General features: G+C 41.9%; 19 protein-coding genes. 9 read left to right on the top strand and 10 right to left on the bottom strand.

Going from position 1 to position 22,558, the window contains the following annotated elements; all coding sequences use genetic code 11:
- Nucleotides 1-30: 30 nt before the first annotated feature.
- The 6 genes from ACYVBM_RS09075 to ACYVBM_RS09050 form a co-directional block, all read right to left on the bottom strand.
- Nucleotides 31-1,773: a RagB/SusD family nutrient uptake outer membrane protein gene (locus ACYVBM_RS09075; RefSeq protein WP_460685328.1), complete on the bottom strand. Its 1,743-nt coding sequence runs from the start codon at nucleotides 1,771-1,773 to the stop codon at nucleotides 31-33.
- A 20-nt stretch (nucleotides 1,774-1,793) separates the two neighbouring features.
- The gene (locus ACYVBM_RS09070) at nucleotides 1,794-4,802 is read right to left on the bottom strand and encodes a SusC/RagA family TonB-linked outer membrane protein (protein WP_460685327.1); all 3,009 of its coding nucleotides are present in this window, start codon (nucleotides 4,800-4,802) and stop codon (nucleotides 1,794-1,796) included.
- A gap of 51 nt (nucleotides 4,803-4,853) precedes the next feature.
- Nucleotides 4,854-5,741: a carbohydrate kinase family protein gene (locus ACYVBM_RS09065; protein WP_460685326.1), complete on the bottom strand. Its 888-nt coding sequence runs from the start codon at nucleotides 5,739-5,741 to the stop codon at nucleotides 4,854-4,856.
- Nucleotides 5,742-5,865: 124 nt separating this feature from the next.
- The gene (locus ACYVBM_RS09060) at nucleotides 5,866-7,203 is read right to left on the bottom strand and encodes a sugar porter family MFS transporter (protein WP_460685325.1); all 1,338 of its coding nucleotides are present in this window, start codon (nucleotides 7,201-7,203) and stop codon (nucleotides 5,866-5,868) included.
- A 309-nt stretch (nucleotides 7,204-7,512) separates the two neighbouring features.
- Nucleotides 7,513-7,794: a type II toxin-antitoxin system RelE/ParE family toxin gene (locus ACYVBM_RS09055; protein ID WP_460685324.1), complete on the bottom strand. Its 282-nt coding sequence runs from the start codon at nucleotides 7,792-7,794 to the stop codon at nucleotides 7,513-7,515.
- Nucleotides 7,795-7,802: 8 nt separating this feature from the next.
- Nucleotides 7,803-8,042: a hypothetical protein gene (locus tag ACYVBM_RS09050; RefSeq protein ID WP_460685323.1), complete on the bottom strand. Its 240-nt coding sequence runs from the start codon at nucleotides 8,040-8,042 to the stop codon at nucleotides 7,803-7,805.
- A gap of 100 nt (nucleotides 8,043-8,142) precedes the next feature.
- Between ACYVBM_RS09050 and ACYVBM_RS09045 the strand changes: the two genes are divergently transcribed.
- From ACYVBM_RS09045 to ACYVBM_RS09035, 3 genes are all read left to right on the top strand, one after another.
- Nucleotides 8,143-10,908, top strand: coding sequence for a substrate-binding domain-containing protein (locus ACYVBM_RS09045; protein WP_460685322.1), 2,766 nt, complete (start codon nucleotides 8,143-8,145; stop codon nucleotides 10,906-10,908).
- Nucleotides 10,909-11,144: 236 nt separating this feature from the next.
- Entirely contained in the window at nucleotides 11,145-11,372 is a 228-nt protein-coding gene (locus ACYVBM_RS09040; protein ID WP_460685321.1) for a hypothetical protein, read from the top strand.
- On the top strand, nucleotides 11,357-11,746 hold the full coding sequence (locus ACYVBM_RS09035) for a type II toxin-antitoxin system VapC family toxin (protein ID WP_460685320.1): 390 nt from the start codon (nucleotides 11,357-11,359) through the stop codon (nucleotides 11,744-11,746). Before ACYVBM_RS09040 ends, ACYVBM_RS09035 begins: the two co-directional genes overlap by 16 nt.
- A gap of 2 nt (nucleotides 11,747-11,748) precedes the next feature.
- Here ACYVBM_RS09035 and ACYVBM_RS09030 read toward each other — a convergent pair whose 3' ends face one another.
- Entirely contained in the window at nucleotides 11,749-11,991 is a 243-nt protein-coding gene (locus ACYVBM_RS09030; RefSeq protein WP_460685319.1) for a helix-turn-helix domain-containing protein, read from the bottom strand.
- A 309-nt stretch (nucleotides 11,992-12,300) separates the two neighbouring features.
- Between ACYVBM_RS09030 and ACYVBM_RS09025 the strand changes: the two genes are divergently transcribed.
- The gene (locus ACYVBM_RS09025) at nucleotides 12,301-12,918 is read left to right on the top strand and encodes a hypothetical protein (RefSeq protein WP_460685318.1); all 618 of its coding nucleotides are present in this window, start codon (nucleotides 12,301-12,303) and stop codon (nucleotides 12,916-12,918) included.
- Between the two features lie 713 nt (nucleotides 12,919-13,631).
- Here ACYVBM_RS09025 and ACYVBM_RS09020 read toward each other — a convergent pair.
- Both ACYVBM_RS09020 and ACYVBM_RS09015 read right to left on the bottom strand, forming a co-directional pair.
- Nucleotides 13,632-14,909 carry a DUF4374 domain-containing protein gene (locus ACYVBM_RS09020; RefSeq protein WP_460685317.1) on the bottom strand — a complete coding sequence of 426 codons (1,278 nt, stop codon included), beginning with the start codon at nucleotides 14,907-14,909 and terminating at the stop codon, nucleotides 13,632-13,634.
- Between the two features lie 32 nt (nucleotides 14,910-14,941).
- Nucleotides 14,942-17,320, bottom strand: a complete 2,379-nt coding sequence (locus ACYVBM_RS09015; RefSeq protein WP_460685316.1) for a TonB-dependent receptor — start codon at nucleotides 17,318-17,320, stop codon at nucleotides 14,942-14,944.
- Nucleotides 17,321-17,668: 348 nt separating this feature from the next.
- Here ACYVBM_RS09015 and ACYVBM_RS09010 point away from each other — a divergent pair, with 348 nt between their 5' ends.
- The 5 genes from ACYVBM_RS09010 to ACYVBM_RS08990 all read left to right on the top strand — a co-directional run bounded on the left by ACYVBM_RS09010 (nucleotide 17,669) and on the right by ACYVBM_RS08990 (nucleotide 21,541).
- The gene (locus ACYVBM_RS09010; protein WP_460685315.1) at nucleotides 17,669-18,523 is read left to right on the top strand and encodes a helix-turn-helix transcriptional regulator; all 855 of its coding nucleotides are present in this window, start codon (nucleotides 17,669-17,671) and stop codon (nucleotides 18,521-18,523) included.
- 433 nt (nucleotides 18,524-18,956) lie between these two features.
- Nucleotides 18,957-19,346, top strand: a complete 390-nt coding sequence (locus ACYVBM_RS09005; protein ID WP_460685314.1) for a hypothetical protein — start codon at nucleotides 18,957-18,959, stop codon at nucleotides 19,344-19,346.
- Nucleotides 19,347-19,362: 16 nt separating this feature from the next.
- A complete protein-coding gene (locus ACYVBM_RS09000; RefSeq protein ID WP_460685313.1) occupies nucleotides 19,363-19,920 on the top strand; it encodes a virulence RhuM family protein in 558 nt (185 codons plus the stop codon).
- Nucleotides 19,921-19,978: 58 nt separating this feature from the next.
- The gene (locus ACYVBM_RS08995; RefSeq protein ID WP_460685312.1) at nucleotides 19,979-20,884 is read left to right on the top strand and encodes an Abi family protein; all 906 of its coding nucleotides are present in this window, start codon (nucleotides 19,979-19,981) and stop codon (nucleotides 20,882-20,884) included.
- Between the two features lie 72 nt (nucleotides 20,885-20,956).
- The gene (locus ACYVBM_RS08990) at nucleotides 20,957-21,541 is read left to right on the top strand and encodes a hypothetical protein (RefSeq protein WP_460685311.1); all 585 of its coding nucleotides are present in this window, start codon (nucleotides 20,957-20,959) and stop codon (nucleotides 21,539-21,541) included.
- 64 nt (nucleotides 21,542-21,605) lie between these two features.
- Here ACYVBM_RS08990 and ACYVBM_RS08985 read toward each other — a convergent pair whose 3' ends face one another.
- Entirely contained in the window at nucleotides 21,606-21,851 is a 246-nt protein-coding gene (locus ACYVBM_RS08985; RefSeq protein WP_460685310.1) for a helix-turn-helix domain-containing protein, read from the bottom strand.
- Nucleotides 21,852-22,558: the final 707 nt, after the last annotated feature.

Below are 22,558 nucleotides of genomic sequence, written 5' to 3'. Positions count from 1 at the left end.
AAATTGTTAGCGGCACATCTCACCATCTTATCAATATCCGGGATTTTGCTGATATAAACCACCCGAAAAATTGATCTGCGCCTGAGGTATGGGGAAATACTCGTCTCTGTTTTTAGTAAACTTCGAATTAACCAGGTATGTACGCAACGTTTTTTCTTTAGAAATATACTCGTTATTTAACACCTGATCTGCAACGCCCCAGCGTACCAGGTCAAAAAACCGCTCTCCTTCCATAGCCAGTTCCAGCTTGCGTTCAAAGCGCAGCGCTTTTCTTGCAAAATCCTGCGTCCAGGTGCAATTAACGCCAGGCTGATATGTTTCAATTTTATAACTGGCCGCGTAGTCCGTGGGCGAACTATTATTCCAGGCTAAAACGTATTTACTGCTTTTTGTCCTTGTTCTGATTTGATTAATCAGCGACAGCGCATCATCCTGCCTGCCCAGTTCTATTAATGCTTCTGCTTTCCATAACAAAACGTCTGCAAACCTAATGATACAGAAGTTCAATGCAGAGCCACCCCAGGGCCAGCCTTTTACCATAAAAGGAGATTCTGGCGATACGAGAAATTTTTTACATCCATAATATCCGTAAGTAGCCGGTTCCCGCGCCCAGTCTTCAGCATAGGGCGCCGCTGTGAAATTTTTCCACCGGATGCCTAAACGGCCAACAGTAAAATCAAGACGAGGGTCTACATTGGTATTATAACCGTCTTGTACCGTCATTAAATTACTGCTATTGTAACTACTTAACTGAGGAATACCGTTTGCATCTGTCTTATAGGAATTCACAAGATTCTGGCTGGGTTGAAAAAAACCATCGCCACTGTATGCAGGTCCCTTGGGTGCATTTAACAAATTACTCCAGTTGATACGCCCATTAGCGGTACCATCATCTGTGGAATATTGAACGGCAAAAACGGATTCAATGCTATTGTCATGTTCTGCTTGTGAAAGCATCTGAAAATCACTCAGCAAACCATAACCACCTTTTTCAATCACCTCGGTTGTCAATGTTACAACCTGATTTAAAAGATTCGGATCAATTGCCGTAACATTGTTCTTATCGTCCTGCTTATAAGCACGGTACAGATTTACTTTTGCCTGGTACGCTTTTGCAGCATATTTAGTAGCTCTTCCTGCTTCTGGCTGTTGCTCGGGTAAAAGATCAGCCGCAGCACCAAACTCGCTTGCAATTTTTTCAAGAATCTGGTCTCTTGTAAATTCAGTATTAGATATTTTAGTATAGTCCTCTGTTTCTACATTCTCATCAAAGTAAACAATCTTATTAAACAAGCGGCTGAGCTCGAAAAAATAGTGTGCTCTAAGGAACCGCATTTCTCCAAGCCGGGTATTTTTTAAGGGTACATCTGTTTCGGATACACTGTTTAATCTGCGAATAGCGCTGTTTGCCCTTTGAACACTGATGTACATATGGTACCATTTGCGATCTAAGAGACCATTTGTAGCAAATACACCCGTAAAAGTCTCGAAAGCATTGTACTCCCATATATCACCTATACCTCCACCGCCTTTATACGCGTTATCCGAACGGACTTCACCGTAAATCCAGTTCGTTGTAGGGGATAAAAAAGTACCATTATCGCCTTCAGGCCCGGCCAGTGCGGAGTAAGCGGCAACACACAAGGCTTCTACTCCATCCTTAGTTACTAAAATATCATCGCTTAATTTCCCTTGTGGCTTTGCATCCAGAAAATCCTTACTGCAACTTAAAAGCGTCAGTATAGAAAACAGTATTATAATTGTATGTTTCATTTCTTTAATTTTTGAGCGTGTTAAAATCCAAAATTGATTCCAAAAGTAAATGTGCGTGGTATCGGATAAGGGTATCCCAATCCTTCAGGATCTGCACCGGTGTATTTTGTAATAGTGAACAGATCCTGTGCCTGGAGATATATTCTCATATTTCTTAAAGAAGCTCTTTTTGCAATGCTGCCAGGTAGCGTGTAGCCCAGTTGTAAATTTTTAAGCTTGATATAATTTCCGTTTTCCAGGAAATATTCTGAGAGACGGCCTTCATCATTTAAATTCACAGCAGTCAACGCAGGAATAGTTGAATTAAAATTTGCATCCGCATCCCATGCCTGTAGCAGGCGGGTACTATGATTGCCTGTCCATAACTGGAAAAAATCTGTATAAAATTTTGAGTTGTTGTAGGCTTTTCTTACTACTCCGTTCAAAAGAAATGCTGCATCGAAGCTTTTATAAGTAACTGCTACATTTAATCCGCCCGTAAATCTGGGGAGGTCTGTTCCCAGCCATTCCCGGTCTTTATCGTCTATGACTTTATCCCCGTTGGTATCAACATATCTTATTCTCCCCAATGCCCTGCCAGATTGGTTTATACCGTCATTCAGATCATCAGATGTTCTGTATAATCCATTCGTTCTATAACCCATCCACGATCCCAGTGGTTGTCCCACAATGCTTTTATCAATACCATTACCGCCTCCCCAGGTGTAATAAATTTCCTCCGGTAGTCCTGTGATTTTGTTTTTATAGGCGGTGCCTGTTAGGTTTACTTCATAGGAAAAATCATTTCCTTTTCTTTCCCGCCAGGTTAAAACACCTTCGAACCCATTATTTTTTAAAGAGGCTCCATTGTAAGCCATATATCCGCCCTCGCCAATAACGGCTATATAAGGCCGGTCTATCAACATGCCTTCAGTTTTCTTTACATAATAGTCCAGGGTTAAGGATAATTTATTTTGCAGAAGCGCTAAATCAAATCCCAGGTTCGTTTGTGTGGTTATTTCCCAATGTACATTAGGGTTGCCGCTACGTAGTTTAGTGATGCCAGTAGGGATCACTCCCGATTGTATACCGGCAATATCATAGCCAGCTCCTGCCAGGTTAATACCATACTTTGTATAGGTGGCTTCATTATCAATCTGGTCATTACCATTTTTCCCCCAACTGGCCCTCAGCAATAACGATGACAGGAATGACAAATCTTTCATAAAGAACTCATCACTTATCCGCCATCCCGCCGATACAGCAGGGAATAAACCCGCATTATTATTATTTCCAAACCTTGAAGAAGCATCCCTCCTGAGTGTACCTGATAGCAGGTACCTGGAAGCGAAATTATAATTCAGCTTTCCAAAATAAGATACCATAGCGGTGCGATCGGCCAGGCCACCGTTTGTTTGCTTTCCGCTTCCCGCACTCAGATACCTGTAATCCATTACTTCAATCAAATAATCCTCCCTTGCCGCATCTATAAATTCTCCTCTGGATTCTTTGGCTTCTGTACCACCCAAAACGGAAAGATGGTGTTTATCAAAATCTCTGTTGTAGGCAATAGTATTAGACCATATCCAGTCAATACCATAATCTGATTTTGTGTAGAGACTGTTTTTGTTAACAGTACGATCTCCTTCTTTCCACTTGGGAGCAAAAGAAGAATAAAACCCATTGCCATAATTAAGGCTGAAATTGGAGCGCAATACGAGATTTTTTATTGGTTCGAGTTCCGCGTACGCATTGCCCATTATACGCCATTGATTATTTCTGTTTTGACGGACTTCATTCAGCAACCGAACAGGGTTTGGCTTATCTCCCAACCCTTGTGTCGGGCCGGCATATCCACCATTAATATCATAAACAGGTATAATAGGGTGCTGTGCAATTGCCAGTTCTTCGATGCCACCAGGCTTTACTTTCTCACTTATCTTATTTAAATTCAGATTTTCACCAATACGAAACCTGTTATTTAAGAATCTGTAATCTGAGTTTAGCCGAAGGGTAAAACGTGTATAGTTGGTATATTTAATCAACCCATCCTGATCAAAATAGTTAAGTGAAAAAACAGATCCTCCGCTTTCTCCTCCTCTTGAAACAGACACATTATACTCCTGTAGTAAAGAAGGTTTGTAAACTTCGTCAGCCCAATTAGTGTTGCCAGACCGGATTGTTTTCTTCAAGTCTATAAATTCCGGAATCACAGGAGTTGCCCCGTTCCCATAAATATCATGCCTGGGTTGCACCCCATCATTTTTATAGGCTTTCCAATAAACATCTCCCCATTGTTGTGCATTGAGCATTTCTATGTTGGTATGAAACTTTTGAAAGGTGTACCTTGCATCAAAATCAACACGGGTCTGATTCTTAGCTGCCCGTTTTGTAGTAATGATAATAACACCATTGGCGGCCTGTGTACCATATATAGATGCGGAAGCCGCATCTTTCAATATCTGGATAGACTCAATATCACTTGGATTTATGAAACCCGATGTTCTGGTTTGAACACCATCTATCACATATAAAGGTGTGCTGTTATTAATTGTTGTAATTCCCCGTATTGACACGCCTGTACCTACACCTCCCGGAGTTCCATCGGTACTTATATTTACTCCCGGTACCCGCCCCTGCAGTGCAGACATTACGTTGCCAGTTGGTATGGAAGCAATATCTTTCATTTTCACTACCGAAACCGCTCCGGTTATATCTTTCTTTTTCTCAGTGCTATAACCTGTTACCACAACTTCACTAAGGTCTGCAACAGATGATGAAAGTTCAATAATAAAGCTTCCTGAAGCTGGAATTTGTACTATAAGTGGAGACATGGAAACATGAGATACTTCCAGCTTCTCATTACGGGAAGCGTTGATGGTAAAGTTTCCTAATGAGTCAGTAGTTACAATTCCTGACGCAGATTTGATCGTTACACCTGCTAATGGTTTTTGAGTTTCTTTATCAATGACCAGTCCACTGATATTTGCCCGCTGAGCAAAACAAGTGGTACTAAAACAGATGAAAAATAATAATAGAATTTTCTTCATTTGACAATTTTTATGTGATGGTTATAAATCGTGATTCGGATATTTTTTATTTTACTTCCTGAAATTTTCTATGTTATCTGCATTATAATCCGGGCAGCCTCCTTCCTGTGTGGCTACAAACGCGCCTACCGTGCAGGCGAAGGAAAGCGCGGCCTCAACATCCTTATCTTCCATGAATTTTGATAAAAACGCCGCAAGAAAACTATCGCCGCTGCCAATGGTATCAGCTACATTTACCTTAAAGCCATTGTGAGAATAAACCCTGCTGTTACAGTTAACCACGGCTCCTTTGGCGCCGCAGGTTACGATGAGTGTTTCAATATTAAACCGGTCCTGTAGCAGCTTTATTTTATCTTCAAGGTTGTGATGGTTTGCATACCAGCCGGTTACCATCACCAGCTCATCTTCATTCATTTTAAGCACATGGGTTTTACGAAGCTGGTATTCGAGCCAGCTTTTATTTATAAAAGGCGCCCTCAGGTTGATGTCCAGTACTTTACGGGTGGGAATTCCCATCAGTTCAAACAGCGTGTTCCTGGATACTTCGCTGCGTGTGGCCAGGCTGCCAAAAACAAAATAACGGGCATTGGCAATAAGTGTTTCATGGCCGGGCTGCTTTTCAATATAATCCCAGGCCACATCTTCCACAATCTGGTATTTCATATCTCCCGCTTCATTAGGCGTGGCTAAAACGATGCTTGTCCGGTATTGGGGATCTGTCTGCACATAGCTGGTATCTATTCCTTTTCCTTCAAAAACTTTTCGCAGGGCAACGCCTCTTTCATCATCTCCCATGCGTGATATAAGCGTAGCTTTCCGGCCCAACTTTGTTAAATGATAGGTTACATTCATGGGCGCCCCTCCCGGTAATTCCTGGTCGGGCAATACATCCCAGAGGATCTCACCAAAACATACTACTTCATTGGTTTTGTTGATCATTACAATCGTTATTGATAGTTAAAAAATGTGTTAGTTTGAAGCAAGCAAGTAGAGAGTTAGGAGCAGCAAGTAGGTAGCAAACCCCTCCTCGCTACTCACTATTGACGCCCTGTTCCGATAACTATCAGAATGCCGAAGGGCCCAGCGTTTGTTCCATTTCTTCTAATGACACGCCTTTGGTTTCGGGCATTTTTACTAAAACCCAAAGCAATTGCAGTACCATCATGATCATAAAAAAGAGGAATATTTTTGCCGGACCTATGACCGGGTTATTGGCAAAGAAGGGAAACACAGCGGTAATAATAGCTGCCATTACCCAGTGTACCGAGCTCCCTAAAGATTGCCCGTAAGAGCGTACCTGGTTGGGAAATATTTCGGAAATAAATACCCAGATAACAGCGCCCTGACCAATGGCGTGTGAAGCAATGAAAATGAATACCAGCACAGGCACTACCGTTCCTGAAAACTGGAACTGGAAGGCCGCAGCAATGGCGCCTAAAGAAATAATATACCCCAGGGAGCCAATCAGCATTAAGCGTTTGCGCCCCAGGCGGTCGATGAGGTACAGCCCGAACATGGTGAATACAAGATTTACCAGCCCTACACCCGCACTTTGCAAAAAGGCAGCGCTTTTACCCAATCCGGCCAGCTCAAAAACACGGGGAGCAAAATAGATGATGGCATTAATACCCGAAAGCTGGTTGAACAGGGCGATCAATATGGCCATAATAATAGGCTTGCGGAATCTTTTGGAGAAGAAAACGGAAAGGCTGGCTTTCTTTTTTTCTTCCTTTACATCCTGCTGTATAGATTGAATGGCATCTTCCACACCTTCGGGATCTGAAACTTCCAGTATCTTACGTGCCCCTTCATAATCGTTTTTATGCACCATCAGCCAGCGCGGGCTTTCAGGAACAAAATATAACAGTACCACAAATAAAGCGGCAGGTATGGCCAGGATGCCCAGCATCCAGCGCCAGGCTTCATCGCCCATTCCGGCCAATAAATAATTGGAAAAATAGGCCAGCAGGATACCAAATACGATGTTGAACTGAAAAGTGGCCACCAGCTTACCCCTGTTTTTGGCCGGGGCAATTTCAGAAATGAACATGGGTGCTACAACCGATGAGGCACCTACACCCAGGCCGCCCAGAAAGCGGAAGGCCATGAACGAGTACACATCGTGAACAACGGCAGAGCCTATGGCTGAAATAAAGAATACAATACCGATCCATAACAGCACTTTTTTACGCCCGTACCTTTCGGCAGGGATGCCGCCGAATAAAGCACCTATAATCGTTCCATATAATGCCGAGGCCAAAGCCTGGCCATGTAATACATCGCTAAGGTTCCATATATGCTGTATTTGCTGTTCGGCACCCGAAATAACAGCAACGTCCATTCCAAACAGCAAGCCGCCAAGGGCAATTACAATACTCCAGAATACCAGTTTACTTTTCATATGCCTGATCGTTATTTATTTTTCAGGCAGTGAAAATAGCACCGGGTGTGGCCGTACTTATTTTGTTTTTGTAACAAATGCTTTATTCCTTTCAATATTTTTATTTTTCCATAGCAAGTTTTTGATTTTTAACTTTTTGTATCTTTATAGCAGAAAGGGATTTGTTTTGCTATTTAAAAAAAGTACCGGCTTTTTTTAAAAAAATATCACTCCTTTTACAGGTAAGCGACACTTGTGTAAGGTTCTTTGGGAAAAGAAAGCCTCGCTAAAGGGAAAACTCATGAGGGTAAAAGAGAATGCAGGAGCTTTTTAATAGTTCCTGTCTTGTTTGGTATGATCAAAACTGTTGATAATTACCATGTCGTTTTCAACTTCATATATCAGTCTATAAGGGAAGCGGTCGAGATGTATTCGACGAAATGTTTTATTAACAAAACCGTAGTAAGCAGGATTCCCGCATATTTGTTGGTAACAATTTTCTATTTCTTCGATCAGCTCATAACCCAGTCCTAACTTTTGAGATTCATACCACACAAAAGCCTGCTCAATATCATTTATGGCTTCCTCCTGTATGCGCAACCTATAGTTCACAGGTATCACTATTTTCCGGTAACTTTTCGTTTAGCTTCGTCCCAGTCATACGTTTTGCTAAGCCCCTTCAGACGGTTAGCCCGCCTGGTTTCATAACGCGCAATATCGTTTTCGCTGAATTCAGAAGAAACGTCACCTTCTGCATTTTGCCAGTATTCACTGGCAAGAGCATACATTAATTTAAGTAATTTTTGATCACCAGTATCTATAAATTGATGTAGCTTTTGCCTGATTACAGAGGTCTCCATAAAACGTATTTTCCCAAATTTACACCTTTTAAAACACGTTTAAAAAAAATATCAATACAGGCCATTATATTGCTTACTTTTAATTCGATTGTAAAATTCAATGATACAATTTTTAAACTGGTCGCGTTTTCTTGTTTATCTCTTTTGTTTACTACTGTGCATCACATCCTGTAAAACAAAAGAAGAGAAGACCTATACTATCGGGATCTCTCAACTGGGAGAGGGAGATGCCTGGCGTAAGTCGATGAAGGAGGAAATAGACCGTGAGCTGGTTTTTAACCCGCAACTGAAGATCATTTATAAAGAAGCGGGCTACAATTCTTCAAAACAAATAGCGCAGATCAACGAGCTGCTGGCCCAAAAAATAGACCTGCTGATCGTATCGCCCAACGAAGCCGAGCCACTGACACCCATTATTGACAAAATATATAAAAGCGGCATCCCGGTCATTACGGTCGACCGTAACATCAGCTCCAACTCGTATAATAGCTTTATAGGCGCTGATAACACGGAAGTGGGGGCATTAGCAGCCAAATACGCAGCCCGTTACCTGAAAGAGCGGGGAGCGATCATTGAAATTACAGGGCTTCCGTCCTCTACACCTGCCAAACAAAGAGAAAAGGGATTTGGCGATGAGCTAGCCAGGTACCCAGGTATTACCATCCGCAGCGTTATTAACGGGGATTGGCTGTCCGGAAGCGTGGAGCGGCAACTGCCGTTATTAAGAAATGAGCTGCAGAATGTACAGCTGATCTTTGCGCATAACGATGTAATGGCTGCAACAGCTGCAAAAGTTTGCAAACAACTGGGATTCCCCGACATTAAAGTAATAGGTGTGGATGCGCAGGCCGGTACCGGGCTTAATTATATTGAGGATGGTACCCTGCTGGCCTCGGTATTGTACCCTACAGGCGGCGGCGAAGCTATCAGGACTGCTGCCCAAATACTGAATCAACAAAAAGTGCCCAAGCGTGATTTTTTAAGAACGATCATAGTAGACAATACCAACGCGGGCATGATGCAGCAGCAGTTTAACCAGATTGTTGCGCAGCAAAAAGACATTATACGGCAGGAAACGCTTTTAAAACAGCAAACCAAAACCTTTAATACTCAGCGCAACCTCATCAATATCCTGCTGATTACTTTATTATTGCTTTTAACCTTGTCCGGACTGCTGGTATATTTACGCAGGAAAAACATCAGGGCCAATAAGCAATTGCAGCTCCAGAACCTGGAAATACTTTCTAAAAGTGAACAGATCAACAGCATGGCGAAAAAAGTGCAGGAGGTAAGCGAACAAAAGATCAGCTTTTTTACAAATGTATCGCACGAGCTTAAAACGCCGTTAACACTTATTATGGCGCCGGCAGAGGAATCGCTCAATAATCCCAAAACGCCCCAGCATACCCGGTACCAGTTCTCCCTTATCAAAAAAAATGCGGCAAGGCTTTTACTGCTGGTGAACCAGCTGATGGATTTCAGGAAAATAGAAGAAAACAAAATGAAGCTGAAAGTGCAGCAAACAGATATAGTGAGCTTCACGGAAGACATTATAAAATCTTTTGAAGTACTGGCCCGGCAAAGGCAAATAGATTGCCGGCTGATCACTAAAGAGCCAGCCATTAAAGTCTGGATAGATCCGGAAAAGATGGAAAAAGTATTTTTTAACCTGCTTTCCAATGCCTTCAAATTTACCGGCACCAACGGCCACATTTATGTAATGCTTGAAAAGGATGAAGAAGATAAAAATGTAATAGTGAAGATAGAAGACTCGGGGCTGGGTATGAATGAAGAGGAACAATCTCATTTATTCGAGTTTTTCTATCATGGTACGGTACAGAACGAAAACGGCAGCGGCGTGGGCCTGGCGCTTTCAAAAGAGTTTGTGGAGATGCATAAAGGAACGATACGTGTAGTGAGCGAAAAAAATAAAGGAGCTGTTTTTTGCATACAATTGCCTTTGGGTAATACCCATTTCAGCGAAGCAGAAATGGCTACCAGTCAATCAAAAGAATATGTAAGCCAGGTGCTATCGTGGATTGAAAACTATGCCCTACACGACAGCAAGCCGCTTCTTGCCCCGGATGAAAGCGTGGCAGTTGCCGGTAAACCTTATACCATCCTGATCGTGGAAGACAGCAGCGATTTAAGGGACTTCCTGCAAAGCAGGCTGGCTGCAGACCATAATATAATAGCAGCCAACGACGGCAGGGAGGGTATAAAGATGGCCTTTGAAGAAATGCCGGATATTGTTATATCCGATATCCTGATGCCTAATACCGATGGCATCCAGTTGACAAAGATCTTAAAATATGATGCCCGCACAGCTCATATCCCGATCATTCTTTTAACAGCCAAAACTGCGGAAGAAAACAGGGTAGAGGGCCTTAAAACAAAAGCAGATGCCTACATAACAAAGCCTTTCAATATTGATGTATTGAAACAAACCATCCACAACCTGCTGGAAAGCCGCAATGTGATGAAAAAACATTTGTCTGTTTCATTGTCAGATGAAATGCCCGGCACCATTAGTAAGAAAAACGATAAAGCGTTCCTGGCCCGGTTCAATGCTATTGTGGATCAGAATATCAGTAATGAAAGCTTTTCTATACAGGATATCTGCAACGAATTAAGCATTTCAAAAATCCAGCTATACAGAAAGCTAAAGCCTGTGCTGGATGTGAACATTAATGAGTATATACTCAACAAGCGAATTCAAAAGGCCAAATACCTTATAAGGCATGAGGAGCTGTCTTTATCTGAAATAGCCTACCAGTGCGGCTTTTCCTCACCTTCTTATTTTTCCACAGCGTTCAAAAAAGTTACCGGCGAAACGCCTAAGGCGTATAAGCAGGCGGGGGGATAGACAGGCTCAAGATTTTTGAGTACGCGGTTGAAGATTTTGAACCCCGACGGTATTTTTGGACGAAATAAATTCAACCATCCCATGAATATGATCGGGCATTACCTACGTATTCATGCAATGTGGTCATGAGGAAATGTGCAGGTATATCCTGCCAGCATTTTACCGCAATACAGCCGTATCTAGATGTTTACAAACGATTATAAATGTACTTTGTCAAACTTTTGTAAATTTGAGGTATGCAAGTGCAATTAGACATAGGATTTGAGCAATTAGTACAGTTAGCCAAAAAACTTCCTGCAAAACAATGGACAAAACTCAAGCAGGAAGTAGATAATAAAAAAAACACAGTTAAAGAAGCTTCTGAACTTGAAAAATTTTTACTATCTGCCCCAACATTTAGCAAAAAACAACTTGAAGAAATTGCTAAAACAAGAAAAGCTATTAACCAATGGCGGGCAAAATAGTTTTGCTTGACACTTCTATTCTTATCGACCTTTTTCGCAAGAGCGACAAGGAAAATTCTGTTTTGGTTTCATTAATCAGACAAGGGTTTACCTATTGTATTTCTTCTGTAACAGAATATGAAATCTACACGGGTACTACTTCAGGACAAACAGATTTTTGGAATAAATTCCTTCAAAAAACAGAAGTTTTATCTTTTGACAAAAATGCAGCTAAAGTAGCAGTTGAAATTAACAAAGAACTCAAGCGGAAACGTAAACTCATTGACATAGCAGACTTATTTATCGCCGCTATTGCAATTGCAAATAATTTACAATTTGCGACCTTGAACAAAAAGCATTTTGACCGTATTGACGACTTAGTGATTATCACATAACCTCACTCCTCAAAATCAAACTCAAAATCCAGCAGTTTTTTGGGATGCACTTCCAGTCCTTTAGCAAGTTCCAATAGCGTCAACATTGTGATATTCGCTTTTCCCTTTTCAATTTTGCTTATATCGCTATAATCTATATTACAATTTTGTGCAAACTTTCTATAGCTTAGATTTTTCTTCTTTCTCAGCTTTTCAAGTTGCTTCCCTAATTGGGTTAAAAAATCGCTTTCCAAAATTTTAGACATTATATGATTTGTAGCAAGGTCTTATTCTAATAAAAAATAAATGTGGGAACAAATCCCCACTATATAATATTTCTTTGTATATTTGCAAAGAAATTATTTTTGCGATTACTTCATAAATTTATTTGAAGCATTCGCTTTGAATCTCGAACTGAAAACTGGTAATTTTCTTTCGCAACGAGATGATAAGCAGAATAGCTCACGACCTAGGCGTGAGCTCTCTTATCCGTTGCAGGGTATACCAGTACCTCAGTTCGGTAAGTTGAGCATCACGCCTTTTTTGTGCGCGGTGCAAACCTAAAAATTTTTGTTATGAACAACGCCGTTGCCACACCTGCACAAAACACCTGCCGCAAGCCCGGCCACACCAAAGACCCTTTTGAAACCCATTGCTGGCGGAATGAAAGCCTTACAAATCCCTACCAGGTATTTGCCGCCATTTTTGCCGAAGCACACGTGCACGATTTCCGCAAGCTGGTGAAAAAGCTGGTCAGCAGTGCCAGCGGAGCAGACGTATACAAAGGCGAATCAACAGGAGATGTGCTGCTGTATATGAAGCTTATCCGCTCACTTATAAAAGCGGCACATGCTTTAAAGCGTGAAAACCACAGTGCCGTTGTTATTAAAGGGGACGATCTGTTCAATAAAGAATACTATTGCAGCCATTATGTTAGCGCCGATGCGTGGAAGGAGTTTCCGCGCCACCTGTCTGAAAAGGAATATGGTAATCCTTACCTGGTATTTCAAAAGTTTTTTCGCTACCAGTCGCTAACCAACTGGCTGCACTGCTGGGAACAGGTTGTGGATGGCGCTTTTTGCGGGGATGGCAGTTTTGCACCCGTTGCTCCGTTCAAGGTGTACAGCCATTTGGCAAAGTTGGTGGAAGCCGCGCACTTGATTGATGTAAGGGAGGACGAGTATGTGAGCTGATGTGAAATTAACGCGTACCCTACATGTACGGTCACCCTGACCGAAACGAAGTGAAAGGGTACGCCCACACTCACCGGAACGAAGTGAAGCGGAAGGGTCTCCTAAATGTAGGAATACCGCGTATTAAAGAGATGCTTCGACTTCGTTACACTCTGCTGTTAATGACAGGAATACAATCAATTAATAATCATAGCTTACAATTTAAACTCTTTCCACTTTTGTCTTGAAACAAAAGTGGAGCAAAAATTCAAGGCTATGAAAAAATTGGCTAAAAATAATATTGTAAACCTAAACCCGCCAAACTCGCTCCGCAGATTCTAATAATCACTTAGACCCTGCGGGCTCAAACAATGGCGGCTTCTTAACGGCTTACAAGATTATTTTCTTAACGCCATTTTTTCAAGGCCATCTCAAAACGCGGAAAACAAAATCAGGCGTAAGCAAATATTCATTGACGATTTGCCAAGCACACCGCAGATAGTCCCGAAGGGATGCCTTTGGTATAATTCCCGCCAGAAATAGCCCGCACACATTGCCAAAGCATAGACCCACGCAAGGAAAGTGGAAGAGTCTAAGTAACGGATATACATCGGTCGGGTCCAAAGGACTCCCTCGGAGAGACCGGCGCAAGAGGACAGCTTACACAAAACAGGCCTGTATCAAGATATATCTCAATACAAGCCTGTAAAATATCAATAAATCTCAGAAACTATTTAATCAGCAGTAGGCAGCCAGTTGATTGTTGTGATGGCAGCCTTACCATCCGTTTTAAGGCCCATGGTAGCAGTAGCTGAAGCCCCGTCAAACTTGTACACGGCAGAAACCTGCGTGTTATTTTCATTTGAATAGATGCCTACGTAACCTGTTCCATCCAGTTTGGAATAATAATAATCACCTGTGGTCAATTGAACACTTGTTGCCGCGGGAGCGCCGGTTACCCATTTAAAAGAACCATCATTTACATTCACTATGGCAAAGTTAACGCCGCCACCAAACAATCCTGCCAGATACATCAGCGGATATTGATAGGCTTTAGGGCACATGGATAATAAGAAATAGCCTTTCCCTAAATAATTTTTTCTCCACACATACTGACCACCGGAAGCCGCAGTAAGATTAATAAAGAACGACTGATCATACGCCGTTGCACCACTCTTTATTTTCATAATGCCGGATGGTGTAACGGTTGAATATTTGCCGGACAGATCGGGTGTAAGCTTCGTCCCGAATGCATAATAATTACCGTCTTCATCCACGTCCGTAGCATTGTACCAGTAAGCCCCTATAGATCCGGTGCGGCCATCACGTACTACTTTTTCAAGCGTCATTTCAGGATATTTATAGATAGCAACATAATTGCTGTCCGGGTAAGCAGATCTGAAAGTAAGGCCATTTTGTACACTCATAAAAGATGCAAAAACTTTATCAGCTACTTTTTTTACATCGGTAAAGAATGCTTTTTCACCATTGCCAACCAACGCCTCGGCATTGATCTCGCCCTGTGCCACAATTTGTTTCGTCTTTGAATCAATACGGTACCATTTTGTAAATTGCTCTTCCGGCTGCCATGCATTTTTAAAAGTGAGGATATCATCCCCTACATTTCCAAAACAGGTCATCGTTTCTGTTTGAAAACTGCTCGACTTTACCAGTTTTTTTGAAGCATCGAGGCCATATACATCTACTGCCCCGGCAGCCGATTGTCCAAACATAAAGCTGAACAAAGAACCATTATTTACACTATAGTTAAATGTAGAGCCATCCTGCTCAATACCCGTACCGGTTGTAATTAGTGTACCCGTATCCAGACTATTGGCCGTATAAATCACGTCTGAACCGGCAAATGCCGATGAGCGTCCTGTAATTACAAATACACCGTCTTTTGGTTTGTCTTCCTCTCCGTTATTGTTATCCGGGGTATCATCTTTACTACATGCGCCAGCCAGCAATAATGCAATAAGTCCGGCGGTGAGCAGCTTTTTTTGTTTCATATCTATCCTGTTTATTGTTTGATTAAAAAAAATTATTTGTGAATAAAATATCTAAGTTTAATGTTGAATGAGCGACCTGGTTTTTGCAGGCTGTAATTATCGTAGAGCCGCTTATCGGTAATATCTTTACACTCAAAAGCGATATTATATTTCCCGTCCTTCAAGGTATAAACCAGGTTAACATCATGCGCCAACTGTTCAGGTATGGTCCGTTTGGTAGATGCGGCGCCTTCGTTAGCCCAGTACAGATAAAATTCATGTACATACAGCCCGTTATAGCCGATACTTAACCTGTCTGAACCGTTGAATAGCTTGTTGAAATAGAGTGTTGCATCCGCATTGCCAAACAGGTAGGGGACGTTCGGAATACGTTCCTTGTAAGTATTGCTTGGGATCTCCCCCTGCATATCTGTCCTGTATTTTTGCTGATCCCGTATATTCTGATAGGTTAAATTGATCCCTGCTGCTAATAATTGTTTGAAAGAATATCTTATTTCCGACTCTATTCCCAGGTTGGAAACCTTCAGCAGGTTATCCGGATACAGTTTATTAGTATAGCCGTTGAAGGTGTAATAGATGTAGTCGTTAACATAAGAATAAACACCTGTTGCTGAAGCGCATAAACGGTGCGTTCCAAATTGATGCGTATAATTAAAACCCAGGTTGAAATTCTTACCTGATTCGGGCTTTAAGTTCCAGTTACCATCTTTGTTTGTTACATCTCCAAACAGGTCTTCGCTTTCCGGCAGGCGGTAAGTGTTTTCATAGGATAGCTTCCATTGGAGATCAGGAGTTATAAAATAGGTACCGGCAACACCATAGCCAATCCTGTCAATGTTTTTGGAAACTCTATTGTATGTCGTGTCTCCGGGGCGGGTAAAATCTGTTTCTATTAATGTAGTATGGGCACGTTGAAGGAGATATTTTCCGAATACGCTAATATCCCAGTTATTGGGGTTTTTGTATTGATAGCCAAGGCCGGAAATATTTTTATTGGATTGCTGCGGAATGTTATCCAGCATAGCATGCGGAGATACGATATTACAGCCTTTCCTGTCGAAATGGCTGTAAACATTATTGAGCGCAAAAAAATGCCGGTTGCTTACCTGGTAGGTAATGGAAGCAGCTGCATTGGCCGTATTATTTTTATATTGATACCACTGGTAAGCACGCTCTCCCCCTTTTCCCCTGTAGGTAATAGAATCTTTCAGCCAGTTATAACGCGCATGCACGGTATCTATACTCTGTTCTTCGCCCAAATTATAATTGGCATTCAGGGAGGCGTTCAGCCCTTTGGTAAACAAATCATTCTTCTTATACACCAACGCCGGCATTAAAATAGTACCTTTGTTATGCAAGGCTCCAAAGACAGTAGTGAGCCGTGCTCCTGTTTGAATTTCTTTATAATATTTCCCAACCGTGATACCGGCCAGCAATTGATCCGCCCATTTTTTATCTACAAAGCCCAGTTGCGCAATAGCGGTTTCATTATCGTATTGATCATGGAAGCGGCGAACGGTAGTATCAGGATAATATTTCCCGGTATGGATATCGGCCGCATCTACGGTTACCTTATAATTATTATCGGAATAATTCTGAAAGGCATTTAACCGAACAGTAAATCCATTTCTGGCGGTATAACCGGCATTGATGTAGCTGCGATGGGTGTTGAAAGAGCCGTAAGAGTAAGAAACATCTAAGTAATTACGCATGCCCTGGTTAGTGACGATATTCACCGCGCCGCCCAGCGCATCGCTGCCCAGCCACACAGGAATAACGCCTTTATATACTTCTATCCTTTCCGCAAAATTTACAGGGATGTTGTTTACCTGGAAAGCAGCGCCCAGGTAATCTATCGGTACGCCATCTATGAAATATTTGATCCTTTTACCGGAAAAACCGTTAAGCGACAGATCAAAATCGGAGCCCACGCCGCCGGTTTCGCGCAAGCGGGCGCCCGGCACCCGGTTCAGCACATGCGCAATATCCAGGGTGGAATTGTGCAGTTTCTTTGCATCAATAGCCGTTACATTAAAGGTTTGGCGATTGGTTTTTAAAGCAGGCGCATAGCCAAATACCGCCACATCATCCAGCACAACCGTATCTTTTTTCAATGTAAATGTAAAGATGGGGGTATCCGCTTTCATTTGCAGGGTGGTGCTAAGCGTTATATACCCCACTGCGGAAATAACCAGGTCCTGTTTGCCGGCAGGAACTCCGTGTACTACGGCACGACCGCTATCGTTGGTAACCGCAGTTTTATCCAGGCCTGTAAGCCGCACGGAGGCCGCCGCTACCGGCATCCCGTTTTCGTTCTGTACCAGCAGGGCAGCTATGCCCCCAGGTTCCTGTGCAGCCGCCCAATTGCAAACCAGTACGAGTAGTAGAAAAAAGGTCTTTTTTAAGAACATATCATAAAAATGCTTCGGTGTATTTGCCTTCTATGCAGAAGTGAATACGGGCGCTGTTTTCCTCAAATTCCCTGTTTTACAGTACTATGACCGAATTATACGGGTACTTGGAGGTTTACAGTTTATTTTTGTGCCGCAAAGCTATCTTCATAGCAGGCGTGGGTGTTTATGAAAACGGAAATATTATTTATGAAAATGGAAATATTATGAGTGCCGAAATCCTAAGCACGGATTTCGATTCGTTTATCGTATCACAACCCGCACACCGGTGTTCCCGTTGCCGAAGAAAATATAAACAGCATACAACTGACCACACCAAAAGGCGGCATCCATTTCAGGGAGCAGGTTTTGCGCGATGATCTGTTCATCCTCGAAGGGCGCTACCAGCTACAGGACGATGTGGCCATCTCCGGCGAAGGAGACAATGACCTGCTCGAGATCCAGTTCAACCTCTCGCAGTTGGATATTGTGTACCGCAACAAGCGGAACGTGGAGCAGGTGGCTCCCGCCGGGTCGGGCAATATTGCCTTTTTGCCAGCAGCAGAAAATAAAGCCCGGATCTTCTTTAAAAAGGATGTGGTTTATAACACGTTCGATATTCACCTGCCCGTAAACGGGCTCCATAACTATGCCGGGGAATCGAAGTTGATGGATGCATTTTTAGAAAACATACAAAGCAGCGCCCTTGCCACCTTTTCCCCAAATACGGTTGAGATAACCCCTGCCATTTACAATGCCATACAGGACGTTAAAAACTGCAGCTACCAGGGCCTTACCCGCAAAATATACCTGGAGTCCAAAGCGTATGAGCTAATAGCCCTCATCAACGAACAGGCGGAAAGCCGCAAAACCGATCATAATCTCAACAGGGCCGACCAGGAGCGTATACGGGAAGCCGCCGCCATCATCCGCAACAACCTGGAGCGCCCATGCTCTATTATTGACCTGGCACGCATGGTAGGCATTAACCAGACAAAACTAAAATCCGGCTTCAAAAGCATTTTCGACAATACGGTGTTTGGCTATTTACAGGAAGTGCGGATGCACCAGGCCAAAAAGCATTTATTGGATACCCAGCTTTCGGTACAGGAGATCAGCCTGCTCCTCGGTTACCAGAACACTTCCAATTTCAGCAGCGCGTTTAAAAAGATCCACGGGTTTTCACCCATGAAGCTGCGGAAAAACGACGCCACAGTGCAGTAATAAAAGCAGCAGGTTTTTAAGCTCCAAATCTTTTCATCCGGGTCTCCCCACACGCACCGTCACACTGACCGGAATGAAGTGGAGCGGAAGGGTCTCCCCAATGTAGGACCACCCCGCATTACAGAGATGCTTCGACTCCGCTTCGCTCCGCTCGGCACGACTTTCAGGAATAACGACGCATTCCCATCACGCACCGTCGCACTGACCGGAATGAAATGGAGCGGAAGTGTCTCCTAAATTATCCCCTTACGGCTTCCCGTAAAAATATGTAACTCCTCCAATCTTCATCATGCCAGTGAGTATGAAAATGCTGCGTACCATAGTAAAAGAGATCAGCGAGATGTTAGATGGATAACAAACAAGATATCAAACAATAAAAAGATGGAATAAAAATATTTTTTAAATTGCACTAACACATGTTTATATTTGTAACATGAAAATAAAATTCTTTAATCCGGATAGTCTTGATAGAAATTTAAAAGCTACCGTGCACAAAAGCGGAAAGCTAGGGTTTACAGTAGATGCCGCAAAAAAACTGAAATTAGAGACCAATAAGAGTGCTGCAATAGGAACGAATGAAGATGACCCTTCCGATGAATCGTTATACGTAATTGTATATAATGAAGTTAGAAACAATGCTTTCCGCATTGCCAAGGCAGGCCAATATTACTATATTAACCTTAAAGCACTATTTGATGCGTTGAAAATCAATTATAAAGCTGAATCTGTAGTTTATGATATTTCCGAAGAAATCTTTGGAGATGATACTGTTTTTAAATTTTCACGTAGAAAAATCACCAAAAAAGAGCATATCGAAAATTGAATAAATAGCTAATCATATGGAAAGCGAAATTTTAATTTACCAAACAGAGGGTGGAAACACAAGGATTGAGGTAAGGCTTGAGAGTGAAGATGTTTGGCTTTCACAAGCACAAATGTGCACATTGTACCAAAAATCTAAATCGTCCATTAGTGAGTATTTGACAGATATCTTTAAGAAGGGAGAATTAGATGAAGATTCAGTTGTTCGGTATTTCCGAACAACTGCTGGTGATGGTAAAATGTACAATACCAAATTTTACAATTTGGATGTTATAATATCTGTTGGATATCAGGCAGATAGCCACCGGGGTATTCAATTCCGTAAGTGGGCCACCCAGCGTTTGAAAGAATACCTCATAAAAGGCTTTACGCTGGATGATGAGCGCTTAAAACCCGGTAACCAGCCCAACTATTTCCAGGAGCTGCTGGATCGGATAAGGGACATACGCTCTAAGTATTTTGCGAAAAATATCCATCAATGTGTAAAAAATTGGTATCTTTGTATTAACAGTACTCGCCACGCTACCCACAGAACAGCGTACCAGGGCGAGTCTTTTGCTTTTAAAACATTTTAATTCCGTATAGGTATTACTTTATAAATACTTATGCGGATTTTTTTATGAATACTACTCAATGTTATATAACAAACAACCATATACTATAAGCGATCAAATAAAACAACTGCAACAGCGTGGTTTACAAATTGACGATGATGCACTTGCCAAACATTATCTTTCACAGGTTAGTTACTACCGGCTTGCAGGTTATTGGTGGTCTATGCAGGCAGATAAGGAAGCGCACTTATTCAAACCCAACAGCCGGTTTGAAGACGTTATACACCTCTATAATTTTGACAGAGAGCTAAGAGTTTTATTATTTGATGTTATAGAAAAAATTGAAATCAGTTTACGTACAAAACTGATCTATCATTTATCGCATGAATTTGATCCCTGGTGGTTTCAAAATACGGCAATTTTTAATGACACTTCTGCGTTAATCGAAACCTTGTCTTCCATTCAGGAAGAAGTAAGCCGTTCTAAAGACATATTCATAAGAGAGCACAAAAGAAAATATAAAGATGATTTACGTTTTCCCCCGGCTTGGAAAACATTAGAGCTAACCAGTTTCGGCTCTTTATCCAAATTGTACGGCAATTTAAACAACACAGTAAAATCCAAAGACACTATTGCAGTAGAATTAGGAGCTGTTAATCATACCTATTTACCCAGTTGGCTGCAATCCATTGCGCAAATACGTAACTACTGTGCACATCATAGCAGGTTATGGAATAAAAACTTACCCGGCACCCCAAAGCTGCTGCCAAAACCACCGTATTTATGGGTAAATGATGTGCCAAAAGATACGCAAAAGCTATATCTTCATTTTTGCATTATGCGCTATTTGCTGAATATAATAGCCCCTGAAAATTCGTTTTCTAAAAAATTACAGGAATTATTAAAAAAATATCCATCGGTAGATCCTAATGCTTTGGGATTTAAACCAAATTGGGAAAGCGAACCATTATGGGCATATAAATAGTAGTTTATAAAAAGTTGGCACATATAGAACAAGAAACCTGCATAGATTATTTGAAATAAATTATTTTACAAATTGACTAAAAACGAGCATAAAAAGCTATCTGAAAATTTCGCTGAACCAAAGAATGTCGCCGATTTTTTGCAGCATTTTTTAATTACAGATCTTCGTGCACTAATTATTCAACCAGGGCAGCCATTTTTAAAATTTTTACCTGTTATATGTGGTATTGAGTTCCTCGGGGCTTGTTATGATGAGATGCCTTTTAATTCCGAAAAAGTAGGAGTCAGTAGAAAACGCTTCAAAAAGGGCATTGATTTGATGGGCACTATTTATAAAAAGTTTGATGGCTCACAAAAACAAAAACATCCTTGCCTTTATGAGAATTTTCGTTGCCCTATGGTGCATCAATTTAGAACGGATCAAGATCGGTTTAGATTAACTTCAATAAAATCGCATTACGATGAGGAAGAAGTTAGAAAATGGCATTTGCAAAAAAATGACGCTGCTTACATTATAGTTTTAGAACAGTTATATGATGATTTTGCTTTAGCAGTCAAGAATACTATCAATGATATACAAAAGAATCTTCTTGTTATTGATAAACTAAAAGAGACCCATGTCATCATCCGTGATATGGAAATTTTATTTACTACTTAACCTTAAGTAATAAACCCACAGGCCATAAGGCCTGCGCGAGACACAGTTTTTTAGGCAGCACTTTCTATTTTCCCTTAAAAATAGGATCATCAAAAAATTGACCTAAAGAAATACCTATCTCTTTACAAAATTTATTAATAGTATAGATTGTCGCTCCTCGACCAGTTTCCCACCTGCTTAGCGTTTGCCGGTCTTTTTCAGCATCACTTGCAAAGGTTGATTGGTTTTTTCCAGAGTGTTCCCGGAGATTTTTAATTCTCCTGGCTATCTTCTCTTTTAAGGCTAAATCAATATTGTCTAACTTAGGCATGTGTGCAAGGTGAATAATCTGTAAAAAAATAATGTCAGCCAATTGGCTGACAAATAAAATCTTTTCTTATATTTGTTATGAAAATAAATTTGCGAATTACTTCATAATAGTATTGAAGCATTCGCTTTGAATCTCGACTTGAAAACTGGCACTTTTCTTTCGCAACGAGATGATAAGCAGAATAGCTCACGACCTAGGCGTGAGCTCTCTTATTCGTTGCGGGTATGCCAGTACCTCAAGTCGGTAAGTTGAGCGCCACGCCTTTTTTGTGCGGGTGCCAGCCTAAAACTTTTTTGTTATGAACACCGCCGTTGCCACACCTGTGCAAAACACCTACACCCATTTTAACCCAATCCAATGGCTGCAAGCCCTGTTTCTATTAGCAAATAGCCAAAACCGGCTGCAACAAATGCAGGAAGGGCATATTTGGCAACTCCCCGTAAAGCACATTAAAAAGCTGCTGCGCCAAAGCCCGGCCCCATATACAAGAGGGCCATTACTACAAAGTGCCGCGCCGCTCACTCGCCGGCAAGTTCACCGTACCCACCCCACAAATGGTAGCCTGCATAAGAGAAGCCTGCCCCCAAACACCCCTGCCCGCACCACACCGGGCGGGGCCCCGGCAGGCATCAATACGGAGCATTGTCACCCTGACCGGGATGAAATGGAGCGGAAGGGTCTCTCCCCACACGCACCGCGTCACCCTG

This window comes from Niabella aquatica (assembly GCF_054779315.1).
Note: the sequence above shows the minus strand (reverse complement) of the source record. Positions and strands in the feature narration are given on the sequence as shown.